The organism is Arthrobacter crystallopoietes, assembly GCF_017603825.1.
Lineage (GTDB): Bacteria > Actinomycetota > Actinomycetes > Actinomycetales > Micrococcaceae > Crystallibacter > Crystallibacter crystallopoietes_B.
In genome coordinates this window covers 3,714,027-3,731,625 of the sequence record NZ_CP072014.1, presented here as the reverse complement: position 1 = coordinate 3,731,625, position 17,599 = coordinate 3,714,027, and the positions used below count along the sequence as shown (strand labels likewise).

At 62.7% G+C, this 17,599-nt stretch carries 14 protein-coding genes; 4 read left to right on the top strand and 10 right to left on the bottom strand.

Translation table 11 applies throughout. The features are described from left to right. Positions 1-222: 222 nt before the first annotated feature. Positions 223-1,611, top strand: coding sequence for an MFS transporter (locus J5251_RS17080; protein WP_139004916.1), 1,389 nt, complete (start codon positions 223-225; stop codon positions 1,609-1,611). A gap of 966 nt (positions 1,612-2,577) precedes the next feature. Here the strand turns inward: J5251_RS17080 and J5251_RS17075 are convergent. The 3 genes from J5251_RS17075 to J5251_RS17065 form a co-directional block, all read right to left on the bottom strand. Further along, the gene (locus J5251_RS17075) at positions 2,578-3,993 is read right to left on the bottom strand and encodes an APC family permease (protein ID WP_346764117.1); all 1,416 of its coding nucleotides are present in this window, start codon (positions 3,991-3,993) and stop codon (positions 2,578-2,580) included. Between the two features lie 250 nt (positions 3,994-4,243). After that, a complete protein-coding gene (locus tag J5251_RS17070; protein ID WP_244250711.1) occupies positions 4,244-5,215 on the bottom strand; it encodes a helix-turn-helix domain-containing protein in 972 nt (323 codons plus the stop codon). Between the two features lie 123 nt (positions 5,216-5,338). After that, entirely contained in the window at positions 5,339-5,935 is a 597-nt protein-coding gene (locus J5251_RS17065; RefSeq protein WP_139004918.1) for a TetR/AcrR family transcriptional regulator, read from the bottom strand. Positions 5,936-6,086: 151 nt separating this feature from the next. On the opposite strand from J5251_RS17065, the gene J5251_RS17060 reads away from it, so the two are divergent. From J5251_RS17060 to J5251_RS17050, 3 genes are read left to right on the top strand one after another with little or no spacing between them, the layout of a single operon-like run. Further along, positions 6,087-7,997: a primary-amine oxidase gene (locus tag J5251_RS17060; RefSeq protein ID WP_208574685.1), complete on the top strand. Its 1,911-nt coding sequence runs from the start codon at positions 6,087-6,089 to the stop codon at positions 7,995-7,997. A gap of 42 nt (positions 7,998-8,039) precedes the next feature. Beyond that, a complete protein-coding gene (locus tag J5251_RS17055; protein WP_208574684.1) occupies positions 8,040-8,501 on the top strand; it encodes a hypothetical protein in 462 nt (153 codons plus the stop codon). Positions 8,502-8,546: 45 nt separating this feature from the next. Further along, complete coding sequence (locus tag J5251_RS17050) at positions 8,547-10,091, top strand: MFS transporter (protein ID WP_208574683.1); 1,545 nt, start codon at positions 8,547-8,549, stop codon at positions 10,089-10,091. 137 nt (positions 10,092-10,228) lie between these two features. On the opposite strand, the gene hpaD is transcribed toward J5251_RS17050, so the two are convergent. The 7 genes from hpaD to J5251_RS17015 form a co-directional block, all read right to left on the bottom strand. Further along, a complete protein-coding gene (hpaD, locus tag J5251_RS17045) occupies positions 10,229-11,302 on the bottom strand; it encodes a 3,4-dihydroxyphenylacetate 2,3-dioxygenase (RefSeq protein ID WP_208574682.1) in 1,074 nt (357 codons plus the stop codon). A gap of 26 nt (positions 11,303-11,328) precedes the next feature. Further along, positions 11,329-12,846 (bottom strand): 5-carboxymethyl-2-hydroxymuconate semialdehyde dehydrogenase, encoded by a 1,518-nt coding sequence (gene hpaE, locus J5251_RS17040; RefSeq protein WP_208574681.1) that lies wholly within the window; start codon positions 12,844-12,846, stop codon positions 11,329-11,331. Between the two features lie 41 nt (positions 12,847-12,887). Then, positions 12,888-13,571 carry a GntR family transcriptional regulator gene (locus J5251_RS17035; RefSeq protein WP_240793269.1) on the bottom strand — a complete coding sequence of 228 codons (684 nt, stop codon included), beginning with the start codon at positions 13,569-13,571 and terminating at the stop codon, positions 12,888-12,890. 16 nt (positions 13,572-13,587) lie between these two features. After that, a complete protein-coding gene (locus J5251_RS17030; RefSeq protein ID WP_244250965.1) occupies positions 13,588-15,054 on the bottom strand; it encodes a fumarylacetoacetate hydrolase family protein in 1,467 nt (488 codons plus the stop codon). A gap of 105 nt (positions 15,055-15,159) precedes the next feature. Next, positions 15,160-15,564, bottom strand: coding sequence for a hypothetical protein (locus J5251_RS17025; RefSeq protein ID WP_208574679.1), 405 nt, complete (start codon positions 15,562-15,564; stop codon positions 15,160-15,162). 122 nt (positions 15,565-15,686) lie between these two features. After that, on the bottom strand, positions 15,687-16,643 hold the full coding sequence (locus J5251_RS17020) for a serine/threonine-protein kinase (RefSeq protein ID WP_139007169.1): 957 nt from the start codon (positions 16,641-16,643) through the stop codon (positions 15,687-15,689). 147 nt (positions 16,644-16,790) lie between these two features. Then, positions 16,791-17,597, bottom strand: coding sequence for an alpha/beta fold hydrolase (locus tag J5251_RS17015; RefSeq protein WP_208574678.1), 807 nt, complete (start codon positions 17,595-17,597; stop codon positions 16,791-16,793). Positions 17,598-17,599 lie beyond the last annotated feature (2 nt).

Below are 17,599 nucleotides of genomic sequence, written 5' to 3'. Positions count from 1 at the left end.
CGGCGCCTCGGCGTGCAATGCGGGCGCCGCGCAAGATGAGCAGCCGGGCGCGTGCTTCGAGGAGATGGTGTAGCGCCGTTTCGCTGCTGCAGGCGGAGGTGTGCCGTTGCCCAATCGTTAGGCTTCGGCCTGTGCCCCAGGTCACCTTCGTGTAATATTGCCAGAGTCACATTACCGACCGTTCTGTAAGTAATGTTCCCGTTCGGACAATCGGAGTTTCTTATGTCAACGTCAGAAGAACTGGCAGACAACCTTCCTCCCGCTACGCGGCACGAGGAACGGAAGGTTCTTGCCGGAACGCTGGTCGGCACCACCATTGAGTGGTACGACTTCTTTATCTATGCCCAGGCAGCCGGCATGGTGCTGGCTGGTCTGTACTTCGCGCCGCTGTCGCAGGAGAGCGCGGGTCTAGCCCAGATTGTGGCCTGGGCCTCGCTGGGCATCAGTTTCCTCTTCCGCCCGCTGGGTGCCATTGTTGCCGGCCATCTGGGGGACCGCCTTGGACGCAAGCTGATGCTGGTATTTACCCTGCTCCTGATGGGTCTGGCGACTACCCTCATCGGTGTCCTGCCGACCTACGCGGAAATTGGCGTTTGGGCTCCGATCCTCCTGGTCTTCCTCCGGATCCTCCAGGGCTTCTCCGCCGGTGGTGAATGGGGCGGTGCCGCCCTGATGTCCGTGGAGCATGCTCCGCGCAACAAGCGTGGTTTCTTTGGGGCGTTCCCACAGATCGGTGTTCCCTGCGGAATGATCCTGGCTACCGGAGTCATGTGGCTCTTGACCACGTTCATGACAGAAGAGGCCTTCCTGACTTGGGGCTGGCGTATTCCATTCCTGTTCTCCGTGGTACTGATTGTTGTCGGCTACTTGATCCGCCGGACAGTCGACGAGAGCCCGGTCTTCAAGGAGATGCAAGAGCGCAAGAAAGAGTCTGCTGCTCCTTTGGGCCAGTTGTTCAAGCACAACTGGAAAGAAGTCATCCTGACAGCATTGATCTTCATTGCGAACAATGCTGCCGGCTACCTGCTGATCGCCTTCTTCGCCTCCTATGCAACCAAAGAAATCCCCGACGGCGGGCTGGGCATGGACCGCTCCGCCGTGCTGCTGGCGAGTACGCTGGCAGCGTTCGGCTGGCTCGCTTTCACCATGTATGGCGGTATCCTTTCCGACAAGATCGGACGAATCCGCACCTTCCAGATCGGCTACGTTTGGGTCCTGCTGTGGGCCGTTCCGATGTTCTTGCTTATCGACACCGCCAGTATCATCTGGTTCACGGTGGCAGCCTTTGTGCTGACCATCGGGCTCGGCCTCTCCTACGGTCCCCAGTCGGCGTTGTACGCGGAGATGTTCCCCGCCAACGTCCGTTACTCCGGTGTCTCAATCGGTTACGCGATCGGCGCGATCCTGGGTGGCGCTTTCGCTCCGATGATCGCGGAGTTGCTGCTGGGATGGACGGGAACCACCATTTCCATCGGAATCTACATCGCGGTGCTGTCTGTGATTTCCCTGGTCGCCGTGTCCGTGGTCAAGGAAACCCGGGGTGCCAATCTGCGCGTGGAAGAAGCGCACCGGGAGTACCTGCAGAAGCATCCTGAGGCCCGCCAGAACTAGGATTCCTCGGGTCAAGAAGGCGGGCGGGCTGTTGCGGATCTCCACGTACCAGCCGGCCCGCCTTTTTGTTTTGCACCGGATGGTCGCGTCCCTGGCGGTGTCACTGCAGACCTGCGTCCGCCTGCTAGAGACAGGTGGAGAGCCAGCGGGCCGCTCGGGAATCTGATAATCCGTGCATTGACCGTAGTGGTCACTTGGCTGCCTTGCGGCGTCAGGCTCCGCTATCCGCCAGCACCGAGCTACGGCCAGGGACGGTCCATGGACGCCGCACCGGTGCATGATGTAATCGATCGATCCGACGGCCGGGGTCCAACGGCATGTCGCGTTGGCGGACCAGAATATTGTGCGGGCTGAAGGTGAAGCCGGGTTCATGCGGATAGTTTTATCGTCCAGGAGTCCTGGTAGGCGACTCTGACCCGTTCCAAGGACTGCCGGCCCGTCCAGAACCTGATGCTGGCAGAGTCCGGTGGGCGTGGACTTTGGCAATTAGAGCCGAGTAGCAGCTCTCAGCAGAGGTACGTGGCGAAACATCCAAGTCCCGCACCTGAAGCACCACCACGGGCCATCGGGAAGCATTCACAGCATCAGTGCCGTCAGGCGCCCTCCTGTTGTACCGCACGATGTAGTACCCGGATCCGAAGAGCCCGGCTGCCGAGACATAGGTTCCGGTGGCATCGATTTCCTTACCGAAGTGCTGGATCCGGTGTGCTCTCCGTACTGTCAGCATTCCTGTCAGAGGTCAAGCCAGCACGATGGGTAGTTCTCCCCATCGCAGGTTTCTGCGCCAGTCCATAGGCTGGGGGAGGAAGCCGGGCTTGGGAAGAAGCCCGCTTCGTCTGATCCCAGGTCGTTGAACGAGAGGCCTGAGACGGAAAAACCGGCGCTGCACAGCCCCCCAACCTCTGCAGCCCCGGTTCTTCTGTTTAACGCGTGATTGTCTTGACTCCAACTCGCACTCACACCGTCTTAGTCATCCCCGTTTCCGCCGCCACCAATGCCGCTGTAGATCTGAGGCCTGGCACTTTTCAGGTACAGTCCCCAGAGCACTCCGAGTACCCCGGGCACCAACGCAACCGCGGGAAGGATCCATGAAAGCGGTGACGTTCCCTCGGTGCCTATGAGTACATCGAAGTTGACGACGATCATGATGAATACGGCGCCCAGGAGCGCGACAGCGAGTGCTGGAGCCAAAATACGCGTCCAGACTGAATATCCTTCACCGTGCCTGCGGAAGTATCCGATGACGGCCAGCGAAATCAGGACGAGCAGCAGGACAAGACCGAATGCCCCGGTGTTCGTCAACCATGTAAAGAAGGTCAGGACAGGATACAGCGGGCCGAGCTCGGAGCCGATGCCAGCGACGGCGAAAATGAACAGCATCACCAGGGCAAGCGCGGATTGGACGAGCGAGCCGGCAACGGGAGCGTGGCTTTTCGGACTGACGTAACCCAGCCGTCTCGGGAGGACGCCTTCCCGTCCCAGCGAGAAGACATACCGCGCTACGGCGTTGTGAAAGGCAATGAGTGCTGCCAGAAGACTAGTGATGAACAGGATCTGCGTGATGTCCGCTGCGACAGTACCCGCATGCGCGCTCAGAAAGACGAAGAGCAGGTCGGGGCCGAATTCCTGGGATTGAGCGACAACCTGGCTAGGCCCTGTCGCGATGGTTGTCGCCCAGGCCGAAAATGCGTAGAAGAGTGAGATGACGGCAATGGCGATGAACGTGGCCCGCCCGATCGAACGCTTGGGATCCTTGGCCTCCTCACTGTAGATGGCGGCCGACTCGAAGCCCATGAATCCGGCAATGCTGAACGCCAAAGCTGCCCCCACTCCTGCAGTGAACAGGTTCGATGGGGCCAGGCCCGCTGCCGAGACACCCTCCGGCTGCACGGCCAAGGCGACAATGTCGAACACAATGACAGCCAGGAATTCCAGACCTACCAGAACGGCGATCACTTTGACCGACAGATCTACTTTATTGATGCCGAGCCAGCCGACTATCAAGAATCCGACGGCGGCGGTCAGCCACCATGGAACTTCTGCGCCGATCTTGCTGCCAATGAACGAGGCCGACGCGAAGCCGAACAGGCCGTAGATGCCGATCTGCATGGCGTTGTAGGCGACCAGCGCCACCCACGCCGCGCCGACTCCGGCCGCCCGTCCCAACCCCTGGGCAATGTATGCGTAGAAGGCCCCGGCATTGCGGATATGGGCGCTCATTGCCGAGTAGCCCACCGCAAAGACCGCCAAACAGATCCCAAGGACCAGAAAGGACGCAGGAATTCCCACCACACCGGTAACGGCGAAGTTGCTGGGTGTGCCGCCGGCGATAACAGTCAGCGGCGCTGACGCGGCAATGATCATGAAAACAAGGGCAGGCACGCCCAAAGTCCGGCGGCTTAGGCCTTGAATCTCTGTGCTGGGTGGAGTTTGAAGTGCTCGTTGCTGTGCCATTAAAACCTCCAACGGGAGAATAAAAGATCTCTCAATTGTGGCATCAATCACTCGACGAGGGGTTGTCGTCGCGGGCAGCGGTCTTGTCTAAGCGTGCACAGCTTGCATTACGGTGCTGCTTGCGGTGATGTACGGGCTCTAGGTGATGCTAGGAGAGTGGCGCTCGGATGCCTGTTATTCAACCCAGACGGTAGGCGCTGGGCGTTTGTCCGTAGGCACTGCGGAAGATTCGGCTGAAGTGCGCGGCATCGACAAAGCCCCACCGGTTGGCAATGGTTCCGACGGACCGGTCGGCAAGAATCGGATCGCGGAGGTCCCGCCGGCAGTGTTCCAGCCTCCGTGCCCTGATCCAGGTGGCGACAGTGGCATCGGCATTGTGGAAGATGTTGTGCAACTGGCGGGTGGAAATGTAGTGGGCAGCCGCGATGTTCGACGGAGCGAGGCCTGGATCGCCAAGGTGGGCTTCGATGTACTGCCGGATGCGGACCAGCAGTTCGCTGTGGCGTCCTTCCTCGGTGCTTCGTCTGGTGCTGAGTTCATTGTCGAACATGGTGGCGATCAGATCGACGGCATTGTGCGCCAGTCTGTGGCCGCTCGGTCCGGTGAGCACTTCCAGGTTTTCCGCCAGTTGCATCATGAATGGGCTGATCATTCGGCCCAGACCTTGGTCTCCAGCCATCCGTACGGCTGTCAACTGACCTACCTCGTCGGGGGAGAGGTCCAGGATGTCATGGGGAAACATGACCACCAGTGTCCGGAAGTCCTCCTCAAACGCCAGGGTGTAAGGCCGGTGGGTGTCGTACACTGCAATGTCACCCGGACGCAACGCGGCTTCCCGGTTGTCTTGGATGAGGATGCCGTGGCCGGAGAGTTGCAGGTTCAACTTGAAGAATAGCCGCTCGGACCGTTCGATCAGCGCGGGAGTGCGCAGTACCTGGTGGCCTTGTGCGGTCACCTCTACGATGGAAAGTTCGTCCAGCACCCGCGAACGCAGCACGCCACTGAAATCTTGGATTTTGTCCGAGCGGACTTCCAAGGGCACGAAGGATTCGGACACGAGGTGGTGCCACTGACTGAAGTTGTTGGCGACTGCCGTCTGCACATCACCGGACTGCTTTGCCCGCACACCGCGGACTGTAGTTGCTGGCACGACGTCCCCTTTACTCCTACCCGCCCTTTGCTGCGGGGGTGTGTGGTAAAGCACACTCCGTCTAATCTAGCGGCTTTTATCGACCGCCGCCACGTTTTTCGACAGCTGGCGAAAAACTAACGATCAGGGGCAAGTCGCTAGTAGCTCCAGGTAGCCATCCAACTGGGCCGCCAGATGGGTCGGGGAGTAGTGGTCCGGATCCAGGACCGCAGTTATCTGGGCGCCCAGTACCATATTCATGACATGCCCCGCGATTGCCTCATCGCTGACTGCGGTGGAAACCTCGCCGTGGGCGCGAGCCTGCTGCAATTGCCCGACGAGGCTTGTCCGCCACTGTTCCATTGAGGAATCGTGAAGCTCCGCCTTGGACTGGTCTGTCAATGCTTTTTGCCAAAACGGAATCACGATGCGGGCCTCGTTGAGCCGGTCTTCGTCCAGCGGAAGAATTTCCCTGCAGTACGCGCGAAGCGCGGCCAAGCCGGTCTTGCCTGTGGTGGCAGCGGCCATGCGCCGGTTCGTCTGATTGAAGACGTGCTCAAACGCAAACGCGAGCAGATCGTCTTTTGTTGGGAAGTAGGGCTTGAGTGCCCCATTGGCAAAGCCTGCTTCGGCTGCGATCTCACGCATGGTGGCGGCATCCATGCCAAGACGGGCGATGATTCGCCAGGTGGCGCTCACCAGTTCCAGCCTGCGTTGGTCGTGGTCGACGATCTTCGGCACTTCTTGCTCCCTCGGAAATTTTTGGGTCTCATCCCTTGTGATGCATCTTACTGACCGTTATTCTCTACAGATATAGAAAAACAAGTTCGTAGCCGAGGCTTGTAATGAGGGCATCGGTACGGCCAGGAAAATCCTATTTGAAAGGGTAGCCATGACCACCACACCGGGAGTCACCAACACTGCCTATGCTTTGGCTACGGCCGATGAAATCATCCGGGTCCGCGAAATCCTTGCCGACCAGGGTCTGGTAGGCGACGCGACGAGATTCGCCTACCTCGGACTGAGTGATCCTTCACGTGGGCCGCAGGGCGCGGAAGACCGGACGTTTCGCGCCTTTCTGCATGATGTCTCGGGTGCGGCGCCCCGGGATGTCACAGTCTCGGTCACTGAGGGCCGGGTGCTGTCCGTGGCTGAACTGGATACTTCGCTCACCGGTGAACTACCCGTGCTGGAGGAAGAATTCGAAGTTGTTGAGCAGATTCTTGCTCAAGACGAACGCTGGAAGAAAGCGCTCGCGGAGCGGGGGCTCGACGTCGACAAAGTGCGCGTTGCCCCGCTATCCGCGGGGGTGTTCGAGTATCCGGAGGAGAAGGGCCGCCGGATCCTGCGTGGGCTGGCCTTCTACCAGGAGTTCCCGGAGGACAGCGCCTGGGCCCACCCGATCGATGGTCTGGTGGCCTACGTCGACGTAGTCGATAAGAGCGTGGACCAAGTGCTGGATTTCGGCGCGGTGCCGGTCCCCGCCGAGCACGGCAACTACACGGACCCGGAGCTGACCGGGGAACTGCGTACCACCCAGAAGCCGATCGAGATTACCCAGCCGGAGGGGCCGAGCTTCACCGTGACCGGTGGCAACCACATCGAATGGGAAAAGTGGAGCTTCGACGTCGGTTTCGACGCCCGTGAAGGCGTGGTGCTGCACAATATCGCGTTCCGGGACGGAGAACGCCACCGCTCCATCATTAAGCGCGCTTCCATTGCCGAGATGGTCGTTCCTTACGGTGATCCGTCGCCTGTGCGCTCCTGGCAGAACTATTTCGACACAGGCGAATACCAGGTAGGTCAGTACGCCAACTCCTTGGAACTGGGCTGCGACTGCCTGGGCGACATCACCTACCTCTCGCCGGTCATCGCCGATGGCTTCGGCAACCCACGCGAGATCCGCAACGGCATCTGCATGCATGAAGAGGACTCAGGCATTCTCGCCAAGCACTCCGACCTGTGGACGGGTATCAACTACACCCGCCGCAACCGCCGCATGGTAATCTCCTTCTTCACCACCATCGGCAACTACGACTACGGCTTCTACTGGTACTTGTACCTGGATGGAACCATCGAGTTCGAGGCCAAGGCCACCGGCATTGTGTTCACCAGTGCGTACCCAGGCAAGGGGTACGAATACGCGTCGGAGATGGCGCCAGGACTCGGTGCGCCTTACCACCAGCACCTCTTCAGCGCACGGCTGGACATGGCTCTGGACGGTTTTACTAACCGGGTAGAGGAAGAAGAAGCGGTAAGGGTACCCACCGGCGAAGGCAACGAACGCGGCAATGCCTTCACCCGGCGTCGTACGTTGCTGGCCAGGGAGTCGGAGGCGGCGAGGGAAACGAACATGGCGGCGGGGCGTACCTGGCACATTTCCAATCCCGAATCGCTGAACCGGCTCGGCGAGCCGGTGGCGTACAAGCTGTACCCGGAGGGCCAGCCGAGCCTGCTGGCGGATCCAGGTTCGTCGGTAGCCAGGCGCGCGGCTTTCGCCACCAAGGACCTTTGGGTTACGCGTTATGACGAGGCCGAGCGGTACCCTACCGGAGACTTCGTCAACCAGCATGCGGGCGGGGCAGGCCTGCCGGCCTATGTTGCCCAGGACCGGAATATCGACGGCGAGGACATTGTCGTGTGGCATACTTTCGGACTGACGCACTACCCCCGGGTTGAGGACTGGCCGATCATGCCGGTCGATACGGCGGGCTTCAAGCTCCGCCCCGACGGTTTCTTCGACCGCAGTCCCGTCCTGGACGTGCCGCCGAGCAAGCCCTCCGGCGGGCACTGCCACCGGTAGCGGGTCATGATGTTGCAGCTGATGAGGCCGAAGGCGGTGGCTGTGAACGGATGGCACGCCCGTCTTTGTTCCCTCGCCGCCTTCGTCGCGATCGCGGCCCACTTTTGGATGGCCTGGACGCACCGGGACAGCTGGTGGCAGGCCGGAGTGATGCTGGCGATGGCTGTAGCCTGCCTGCCCTGCGCCCTCGTCCTCTGGCGCGCGGCCGGCGTGGGACCGGCCAAGATGCTGATGCTTGCAGCCCTGTCGATGGCGGCGTTCCACGCCGTGCTCCTGCTGGCGCCGAACGGCGGGGTAAGCCACAGTCATCATGCCGCAGCCGCGGCCTTGGCTCCCGCCGCTACGGCAGGCGGCGCAGGATCGGGCGGAATGCTGGTGCTGATCAGTTGGGAGATCGTAACCGGGATGCTGGCGGCAACCTGGCTCCGGCGCCGAAGGGAAACGCTCAACTATAGCTCGGCAGAAGCTCCAATGGTAGACCGGTGCGCAGCCTTGCCGACATAACCGCCGAAGTTTTGACCCCGACAGGTGCGGGCGTATGAATGGAGGGTGACCGCACCGCTGAATCCGACCCAGGATCCGGACTATGTTCCGGATCCTGGCCGTTGGCGCATTCTCGGGGTCCTGCTGGTCACCGTCTTCATGGCGCTCGTGGGCGTCAGCATCGTCAACGTCGTGCTGCCCTCGATCCAGACCGGGCTGGGTGCCAGCCAATCCGATATCCAGTGGGTGCTCTCCGGATATGCGCTGACCTTCGGTATCGTGCTGGTGGCCGCCGGGCGCGCCGGGGATATCTTCGGCCGGGGCCCGATTTTCATAGCCGGATTGGTGATCTTTACCCTCTCGTCGATCGCCGCAGGCCTGGCCCCCGATGCTTTCACCCTGAACATTGCCCGGTTCATCCAGGGCATAGGCTCCGGCCTGCTTAACCCGCAGGCAATCGGAATGATCCAGCAGTACTTCCGGGATGGCGAGCGGGCCCGTGCTTTCGGCCTGATGGGCACGGCCATTGGTGTTTCGGTTGCTATCGGGCCGTTGCTGGGCGGTTTGCTGGTCCAGATATTCGGCGTGGAGAACGGTTGGCGCTGGACGTTCCTGGTCAACGTTCCCGTGGGTGTTCTGGCCTTGGTCCTGGCCTTCCTCTGGTTCCCGAAGCCCATGCTTAACGGCTCACCTCCGGCACGTGCCGCACCCGTGGAGGTCGCCGATCCGGAGTCCATCCCGCTGGGCCCGTCATGGTTGCCGTTTGCCAAAACACGGCACCCCGGCTATCAACCACGGGACCTGGACCCTGTCGGGGCGTTCCTTCTGGGTCTGGCCGTCCTTATGGTGTTGTTACCCTTCGTCGAGTCGCGCGGCTCCGCCTGGACCTGGGCCATGCTCCCCGCTGGCCTGGCTGTTCTGGCCCTGTGGGCGTGGTGGGAGCACCGTTACAAACTTCGCGGCCGCAGTCCGATGGTGGATCTGGACTTGTTCCGGAGCGCAGGCTTCACCAACGGCACCATCATTTCCGGGCTCTACATGCTCGGCATGACCAGTGTCTGGGTTCTCGTTGCGCTCTATGTCCAGAACGGGTTGGGGCGCACTGCGTTGGAGGCGGGCCTCGTCAGTTTGCCCGCTGCCATCATGGCGGCCCTAGGGTCCCACTGGTCCGGCGGAAAGGTGATGGAGTACGGGCGGCGGGTAGTCATCTGGGGAATCTTATGCGCCCTCTTCGGGCTCGGGTCGAGCGTACTGGTCATCCACTGGCAGACGGCGTTCGGCCTGAACTTTTGGTGGCTGCTCTTTACGCTGTCGTTTGTGGGTACGGCGCAAGGGCTGGTGATCAGCCCGAACCAGACGTTGACACTTGCCGACGTTCCCCTGGATTACGCGGGCAGCGCCGGAGGAGTACAGCAGACCGGACAGCGGATCGGCACCTCCGTGGGGATCGCAATGATGATGGCCATCGCCTTCGCCACGCTGGCCCATACTGATTGGCAAACGGCCATCACCGCGGGGTTCGGTGCCATCGCCTGCGTCGTCCTGGTAGCGCTGGGTGTTGCGGTCAAAGACCACCGGCGTCGGTTGGTCGAAGTAGCCGGTACCGCGTAGATACCGGTATCGCATGGAAGAGCCAATGCTGTGTCTTGAAGGTTCGCCGGAACGCACAGCGACTAAGGCATTCAAGCGCACGACGGCGGGGTGCGGCTGTGTGCCGCATCCCGCCGCCGGACCGTGCTACAGCTTTGTTACAGCTGGGCGCCGACCTTGAAGCCGCGTTCTTCGCCCGGCTCGCGGGTGTAGGAGAATCCGTCGGCCCCGATGGTGACGGCCATTTCGGACGCGTCGGTCCGCTTGATGACCTGCTGGGGGTTGCCGTCCAGGTCCAGGACCAGGGAGGCCTCGGTGTACCAGGAGGGGACTACCGGGTTGCCCCACCAGTCGCGGCGCTGGTTGTCGTGGACGTCCCAGGTGACGGTGGGGTTGTCCGGGTCGCCGGTGTAGTAGTCCTGGGTGTAGATCTCGATGCGGTGGCCGTCCGGATCGAGGATGTACAGGTAGAACGCGTTGGAGACGCCGTGGCGGCCGGGGCCGCGTTCGATCCGGTCCGAGATGCGCAGGGCGCCCATCTTGTCGCAGATCTGGATGATGTTGTGCTTTTCGTGCGTGGCGAAGGCAACGTGGTGCATGCGCGGGCCGTCGCCGCCGGTGAGGGCGGTGTCGTGCACGGTCTGCTTGCGGTGCATCCAGGCGGCGTAGGTGACGCCGTCGGAATCCTTGATGTCTTCGGAGACTCGGAAGCCCAGGTCCTCGAGGTATTTGCGGCCGCGGGGCACGTCCGGGGTGACCTGGTTGAAGTGGTCCAGGCGGACCAGTTCGCCGGCGCTGTAGAGGTCGTAGCGCTGGGTGAGGCGCTCGACGTGCTCGACGTCGTAGAAGAACTCGTACGGGAAGCCCAGCGGGTCCTCCACGCGGACGGAGTCGCCGATGCCCTTGGAGAAGCCGTCTTTGCGGCGTTCGGTGCGGCAGCCGAGTTCCTTGTAGTACGCCTCGGCGGCGTCCACTTCGGCCGGGGACTTCACCCGGTAGGCAAACGACGCCACGGCGGCGACCGGGCCCTTGCGCAGCACCAGGTTGTGGTGGATGAACTCCTCCAGGGAGCGCAGGTAGATGGTGTTCTCGTCCTCTTCGGTCACGTGCAGGCCGAGGACGTCCACGTAGAACTCGCGGGACTTGGCCAGATCGGTGACGACCAGATCCATGTACGCGCAGCGGACAATGTCCGGAGCAGGGACGCTGGGCTTGGGAATTTCGTTGCTCATGATGATTCCTTCGTCGCTGAAGCGGTTTAGTAGTCGATCTCGGACGCCGCCTGGGCGCCGAACTTCGGGGTGTGGACGCTGCCGAGCGTGATGTGCACGGCCTGCTGGTCGGTGTAGAAATCGATGGAGCGGTAGCCGCCCTCGTGGCCGAGGCCGGATGCCTTCACCCCACCGAACGGCGTGCGCAGGTCGCGGACGTTGTGGCTGTTAAGCCAGACCATGCCGGCTTCAACGTTCTGGGAGAAGTTGTGTGCGCGGGTCAGGTTTTGGGTCCAGATGTAGGCAGCCAGACCGTACTTGACACCGTTGGCCAGTTCCAGGGCTTCCTCATCGGTCTCGAATGGCGTGATGGCGACAACCGGGCCAAAGATTTCTTCCTGGAAGATCCGGGCGTCCGGCTTGACGTCGGCAAAGACGGTGGGGGAGACGTAGTTGCCCTCCTCCAGGCCTTCGGGACGGCCGCCGCCGGCGATGAGGCGGCCTTCGGATTTGCCGATCTCCACGTAGCTCATGACCTTCTTGTAGTGCTCGGGGTGGACCAAGGCACCTACCTGGGTCTTCGGGTCATGCGGATCGCCAACCACAATGTTCTTTGCCCGGGCGGCGTACTTCTCGAGGAACTCGTCGTAGACCGGGCGCTCCACGAGGATGCGCGAACCGGCGGTGCAGCGTTCGCCGTTCAGCGAGAAGACGCCGAACAGCGCCGAGTCGATGGCCGCGTCGATGTCCGCGTCGGCGAAGACGACGCAGGGGCTCTTGCCGCCGAGCTCCATGGACAAGCCCTTAAGGTTCTCGGCCGCGTTGCGGAAGATGGTCTGTCCGGTGGTGGTCTCGCCGGTGAACGAGATCAGCGGGACCTCCGGGTGCTTGACCAGTGCGTCGCCTGCTTCTTCGCCGAGGCCGTTGACCAGGTTGAAGACACCGGCCGGTACTCCGGCAGCGGTGAAGATGTCGGCCCAGAGCGAAGCGGACAGAGGCGTGAACTCAGCCGGCTTGAGCACCACGGTGTTGCCGGTGGCCAGGGCCGGGGCAAGCTTCCAGGACTCAAGCATGAACGGGGTGTTCCACGGCGTGATCAGGCCCGCGACACCGATCGGCTTGCGGTTGACATAGTTGATCTGCGCGCCAGGGACCTTCATGGCGTCGTCGAACTGGGCGACAATCAGGTCTGCGAAGAAGCGGAAGTTCTCGGCGGCACGGAGCGCCTGGCCCTTGGCCTGGGTGATCGGCAGACCGGTGTCGAAGGTCTCCATTTCGGCCAGGCGTGATTCCTGGGCTTCCACGGCATCGGCGATCTTGTTAAGGACCCGGGCGCGTTCGCGCGGCTTCATTTTCGGCCAGGGGCCGTTGACGAATGCCTCGCGGGCGGCGGCGACAGCGGCGTTGATGTCTGCCTTCTGGCCGGCTGCAGCTGTGGCGTAGGTCTTGTTGGTCACCGGATCCAGCACATCGAAGGTCTGGCCGCCGACCGAGTCGACGAACTTACCGTTGATGAAGTGCTGGATGTGGGTGGGCAGGTTCTCGGGAACGTAGTGTTCGGCCACGATGCACCTTTCTTTCCTGGGTTGTTCTTGCGCTTGTTCGGCTAGATGGCTGACGCTGGCTGGTTGTGCTGGGCCATGTACGCGTTCAGCGTGGCCGTCCGGTGTGCCCGGGCGGCCATCTCGATCTCGTGGACGTCGGCCCGCGATTCGATCAGGGCGATGAGCTGGTCGTGTTCTTCAACTGACTTGCGTGCACGTCCCGGTACCAGGTCGAAGCTGGATGCCCGCATGGCGTTCAACCGGTTCCAGCCGCGGTGGACCAGGTCCAGGATGTGCGGGTTGGGGCAATGGCCGTAGAGGATGGCATGGAGTTCGTTGTTGATCCGTGTGAAGCGTTGCGGTTCGAAGTCTTCCAGGCACCGGCGCAGTTCAACATTGAGCCGGCGGGCGTTGTCGATGTCCGCCGCGGTGATGAGCGGGGCGGCCAGGGCAGTCGCGGCTCCTTCGATCACGCTCAGAGTCTGCATGGTGTGCAGGTAGAGCGTGGCGTCGACGCCGGCGACCGTGGCCCCGACATTGCGTTCGAACGTGACTAGTCCCTCGGCTTCCAGCCGCCGGATGGCCTCGCGCACCGGCACCACACTGAAGCCTAGTTCTTCGGCGATGCTGCTCAGTACCAAGCGGTAACCGGCCACGAGTGCACCGCTGGTAATCCGGTCTTTGAGCACCTCATAGGCCTGTTCCGATTTCGATCGGGCGTCGGTGCGCGCGGGGATGGCGGCCATGGACATCGTCTTGCCGTTACTGCCCGCCGCCGGCGGCGACCCATTCGTTGTACTTGGCCAACCAGTCTTCGTTCATCGGGAACAGTCCATCAACCTTGTGTCCCTCCTGAACCATCTGGAAGACAAAGACATCGCGGCGCTCTTGCTCGACGGCCTCGTCGGCGACTTCCTCGGCAAGCGACGGCGGCAGCACCAGGATGCCGTCGGCATCTGCCACGATGATGTCGCCCGGCTGCACGGTGGTTCCGCCGCAGGCCACGGTGATGTCGGTGTCCCACGGAACGTGCTTGCGTCCGAGCACGGCCGGATGCGCCGAGGCATAGAAAGCCGGGATGTCCAGGCCTGCGACGGCGGTGAGGTCGCGCACGCCGCCGTCGGTAATCACACCGGCGGCGCCGCGCTTGTGGGCGCGCAGGGCAAGGATGTCGCCCAGCGTGCCGGCGCCCTTTTCGCCGCGGGCCTCCATGACCAGCACATCGCCTTCGTTCAGATCATCGATGATGCGCTTCTGGGCGTTGAATCCGCCGCCGTGGCTCTTGAACAGATCCTCGCGGTTGGGCACGTAGCGCAGTGTGCGGGCAGTACCGATGACCTTGCGGTCCGTCTTGGTCGGCTGCAGGCCATCGATGCTGACATTGTTTAGCCCGCGCTTGCGCAGCGCGGCGGAGATGGTGGCGGTGGCGACGGAAGCCAGTTTGGCCTTCAGTTCCTCTGTCAAGACCGGCTTCTTGGCTGCCAGTCCGGCGGCTTCGGCCGAACCGAAGGCATCCTCGCGGTCCTTGTCAGTGATCTTGGGGGTGTTGCCGAATTCCGCGAACGGTACGTCGCCCTGGGTGACGGTGGTTACCAGGCGGCCGCTGCTCAGCGACGTGGAGGGTGAATCGACCTCAACCTCGACGACGTCGCCCGGGACGATGACCGAGGAACCGGCCGGGGTGCCGGTGAGAATCATGTCGCCCGGTTCCAGCGTCATCAGCTGGGACAGGTCGGCGACGATCTGGGCAAAGGGGAAAATCAGTGCCTCGGTGGTGTCATCCTGGACCAGGTCGCCGTTGACCCAGGTGCGGACGCGCAGCGCCGCCGGGTCTACCTTGTCGGCCGGAATGAGGGCGGGGCCCACCGGCGTGAAGCCGTCGCCGGACTTGGACCGAATGTTTGAACCCTTGTCCGCATACTTGATGTCGTAAACGCCGAGGTCATTGCTGGCGGTGACGGCGCCGACGTAGCTCCAGGCGTCTTCGACACTGACGCGGCGGGCGGGCTTGCCGATGACCAACGCAACTTCGCCTTCGAACGCGAGCAGTTCGGTGCCGGCTGGACGTTCCACTGTGCCGCCGCTGAGGCTCAGCGAGGACGAGGCCTTCATGAAGTAAGACGGGTTGGCCGGAACGCGTCCGCGCTGGGCCGCCCGGGAAGAGTAAGAGAGGTGCACTGCGAGCACCTTGCCGGTGTTTTTCAGCGTGGCGGAATCGACGGGCTGCAGCGTGACCGCTTCGGTTTCCTGAGCGACATGTGCTTCAGACAAGACATCCTCCTGCTTATGTATGAAATCGTATACGATCCATCATGGCCTGTGCCGATCGTCACGTCAAGCCCCGCCGGACGGGTTTTTCCCGTTCGTGCAGTAAACCGCGGAATCGCCGACGGTCAGAGGGAGACGAGGGGCGGTCATCCCGGCCTTGATTCCGCTGGCAATACCGCCAGCCGGCAGCGTAATGACAGAATCGGGTCCGTCCGGAGTGCAGCCGTCCGCTCCCACCACCGGGTAATCGAAAGCTGCTTCGCGGAATTGCGGACCCGCAGGGGCCCGCTTCACCAAGGTATTGAGCAGGGCGCGTCCCGTAGTAATCCCGCCGCGGGGGTAGCCGTCGGACGGGGCGTCGCTGGCCTGGGGTGCCGTCGGGGTTGCCGGGAGCCCTTCGGTGGGCCCGCCCGCCCCGCCCGCGCAGGGCGCAAGGGAAATGGCAGCGGCAAACACGGTGCAGTGCTTCAAAGCTCGACTCATTGCCGTGCCCAAACTGTTGCCCGTCAGTGTTTGTACCCCGGATTCTACGCCGGATGGCCCGGCGGGCGTAGCCCGCGGGGCGACTCACTGCGCGGTGAAGCCAGCCGAAGCTAACCGACGCTGGGTGCCCGGTTCGGCGGAGCCGGAATGATGACGTTGCCCGTGGTGACATTGCCCGTGTCAACGCCGGAATGCCCGGCCGGTTCCCCTGCCAGCTCCCGTACCGGGTGCAGCGGGATGGGAGTCTCTGTCCAGGACCGCAAAGTCAAGGCGACATCGTGCGCGGTGGGTCGTGCCGCTGCCTCGCGCGCAGTCATGGCTCGAAGCAGCTGTCCCCATTCGGCCCCGAGGTCCTCGGGGATTTCAGGATCACGCAGCAACCGGGCAACTGCGGCTTCGACAATCGGGCCGGGAAAGGCCTTTTCGCCGGTGAGGCATTCCAGCAGCACCAGACCGAGGGAATAGATGTCTGAAGCAGGCGTCACCGGATGGCTCAGTGCCTGCTCCGGACTGAGGTAATTCGCCGTTCCGATGGTCGCGCCATGAACGGTGGAGACGGAAGCGTCCACCACGCGGGCGATGCCGAAGTCGGAGAGTTTTGGATGCAGACGCGTGTCCTGGCTACCGGTGTCGGCGATCAGGATGTTGGCCGGCTTGACGTCGCGGTGGACTACACCGTTCTCGTGGATGTAGTTCAACGCATCCGCGAGGTCCGCACCGATCTGGGCAGTCGTCGTCTGATCCAGTTGTCCGACTGCTGCCAGGGTTTTGCGTAGATCCCGGCCGTCAATCAGCTCCATCACCAGATAACTCGTGGTGGCCCCGTCTTCCGCCTGGTAGAGACCAGCGTCGAAAAGCGTGACGAGCACAGGATGGCTCAGCGTCGCCAGCAGCAGCGTCTCGGTATGCTGGCGCCGGTATTCGTCGTCGTCCGGGGTGGTGGGAGAGAACAATTTGACGGCAACTTCACGTCCGAGTGATTCATCCGTCGCACGGTATACCGAGGCCGCACCACCGGTACCAATAAGGTCACCGGTCCTGTAGCGTCCCCCGAGGAGTAAGTCCACTAAGCCTCCAGGCCCGGGTAAAAAAGGTGTTTTATTTAGTAAGTAGTCTACCTTCCCGCGTGGAGCAGTAGACGCCATATTGGCAAAATGGCAGGCACGCCACATTGCGACGTGCCTGCCATCCACGCCGGATCGCGGCGGGACGGTTCAGCCAGCGAGGAATTCGATGGCCGCATTCTTGAACGCGCGGCTGGTGACCGCGTTGGCATGGGTGCGGGCCGGCAGCCACAGCAGCTCCGCGTTGCCGCTGAGCTTGGCCAGCTCCGGCGCCGTGGCGGCCAGTTCGTCCTTCTCGCCCGCCACCAGCAGCACCGGCATCCGCGGCACTGCCTCGGCCGGGACGAAAGGCTCCATCTTAATGGCCTCGATCATGGTCAGCAGCGCGAAGACGTCGTTGCTGGGCACCAAGGTTGCCATCCGGAGCAGTTCGGCGGTCGTCGGGTCGGCGATCTCCGACCCGTCGGCCAGGTACTGCTGGGCAGCACGCAGATCGAAGTCCGCCAGCGGATCCCCGACCCCAGGTCCGCCCAGGACCATCCGGCGCACCATTTCCGGCTGCGTGGCCCCGAACTCCCAAGCTAGGCGGGCGCCCAGCGAGTAGCCGACCAGATCCACGCCGGTGGAATCGTCGTTGTCCTTCAGCGGCCGGACGTGGGCGTTGTAGATCAACTGCAGCAGATCCGCGCGGATCCGGCTGGGGGAGTAGGCATCCATTTCCTCCGGGGAAGGGCTGCCGCCATGGCCGGGCAGGTCCACCGTGACCACCCGCCGGCCCGCCTGCGTCAAGGCGGTGATCCAGCCGGCGTCCTCCCAGTTGAGCTTGGCTGAGGACGCGAACCCGTGCAGCAGTACCACCGGCCGGCGCGGACCTGTGGTGCCCTCGGCGGCCTCGTGGATCCGCACGTTCAGGTGCGGATCCACGCCTTCGACGGTCTGTTCCCGGTGCCTGCCCACCG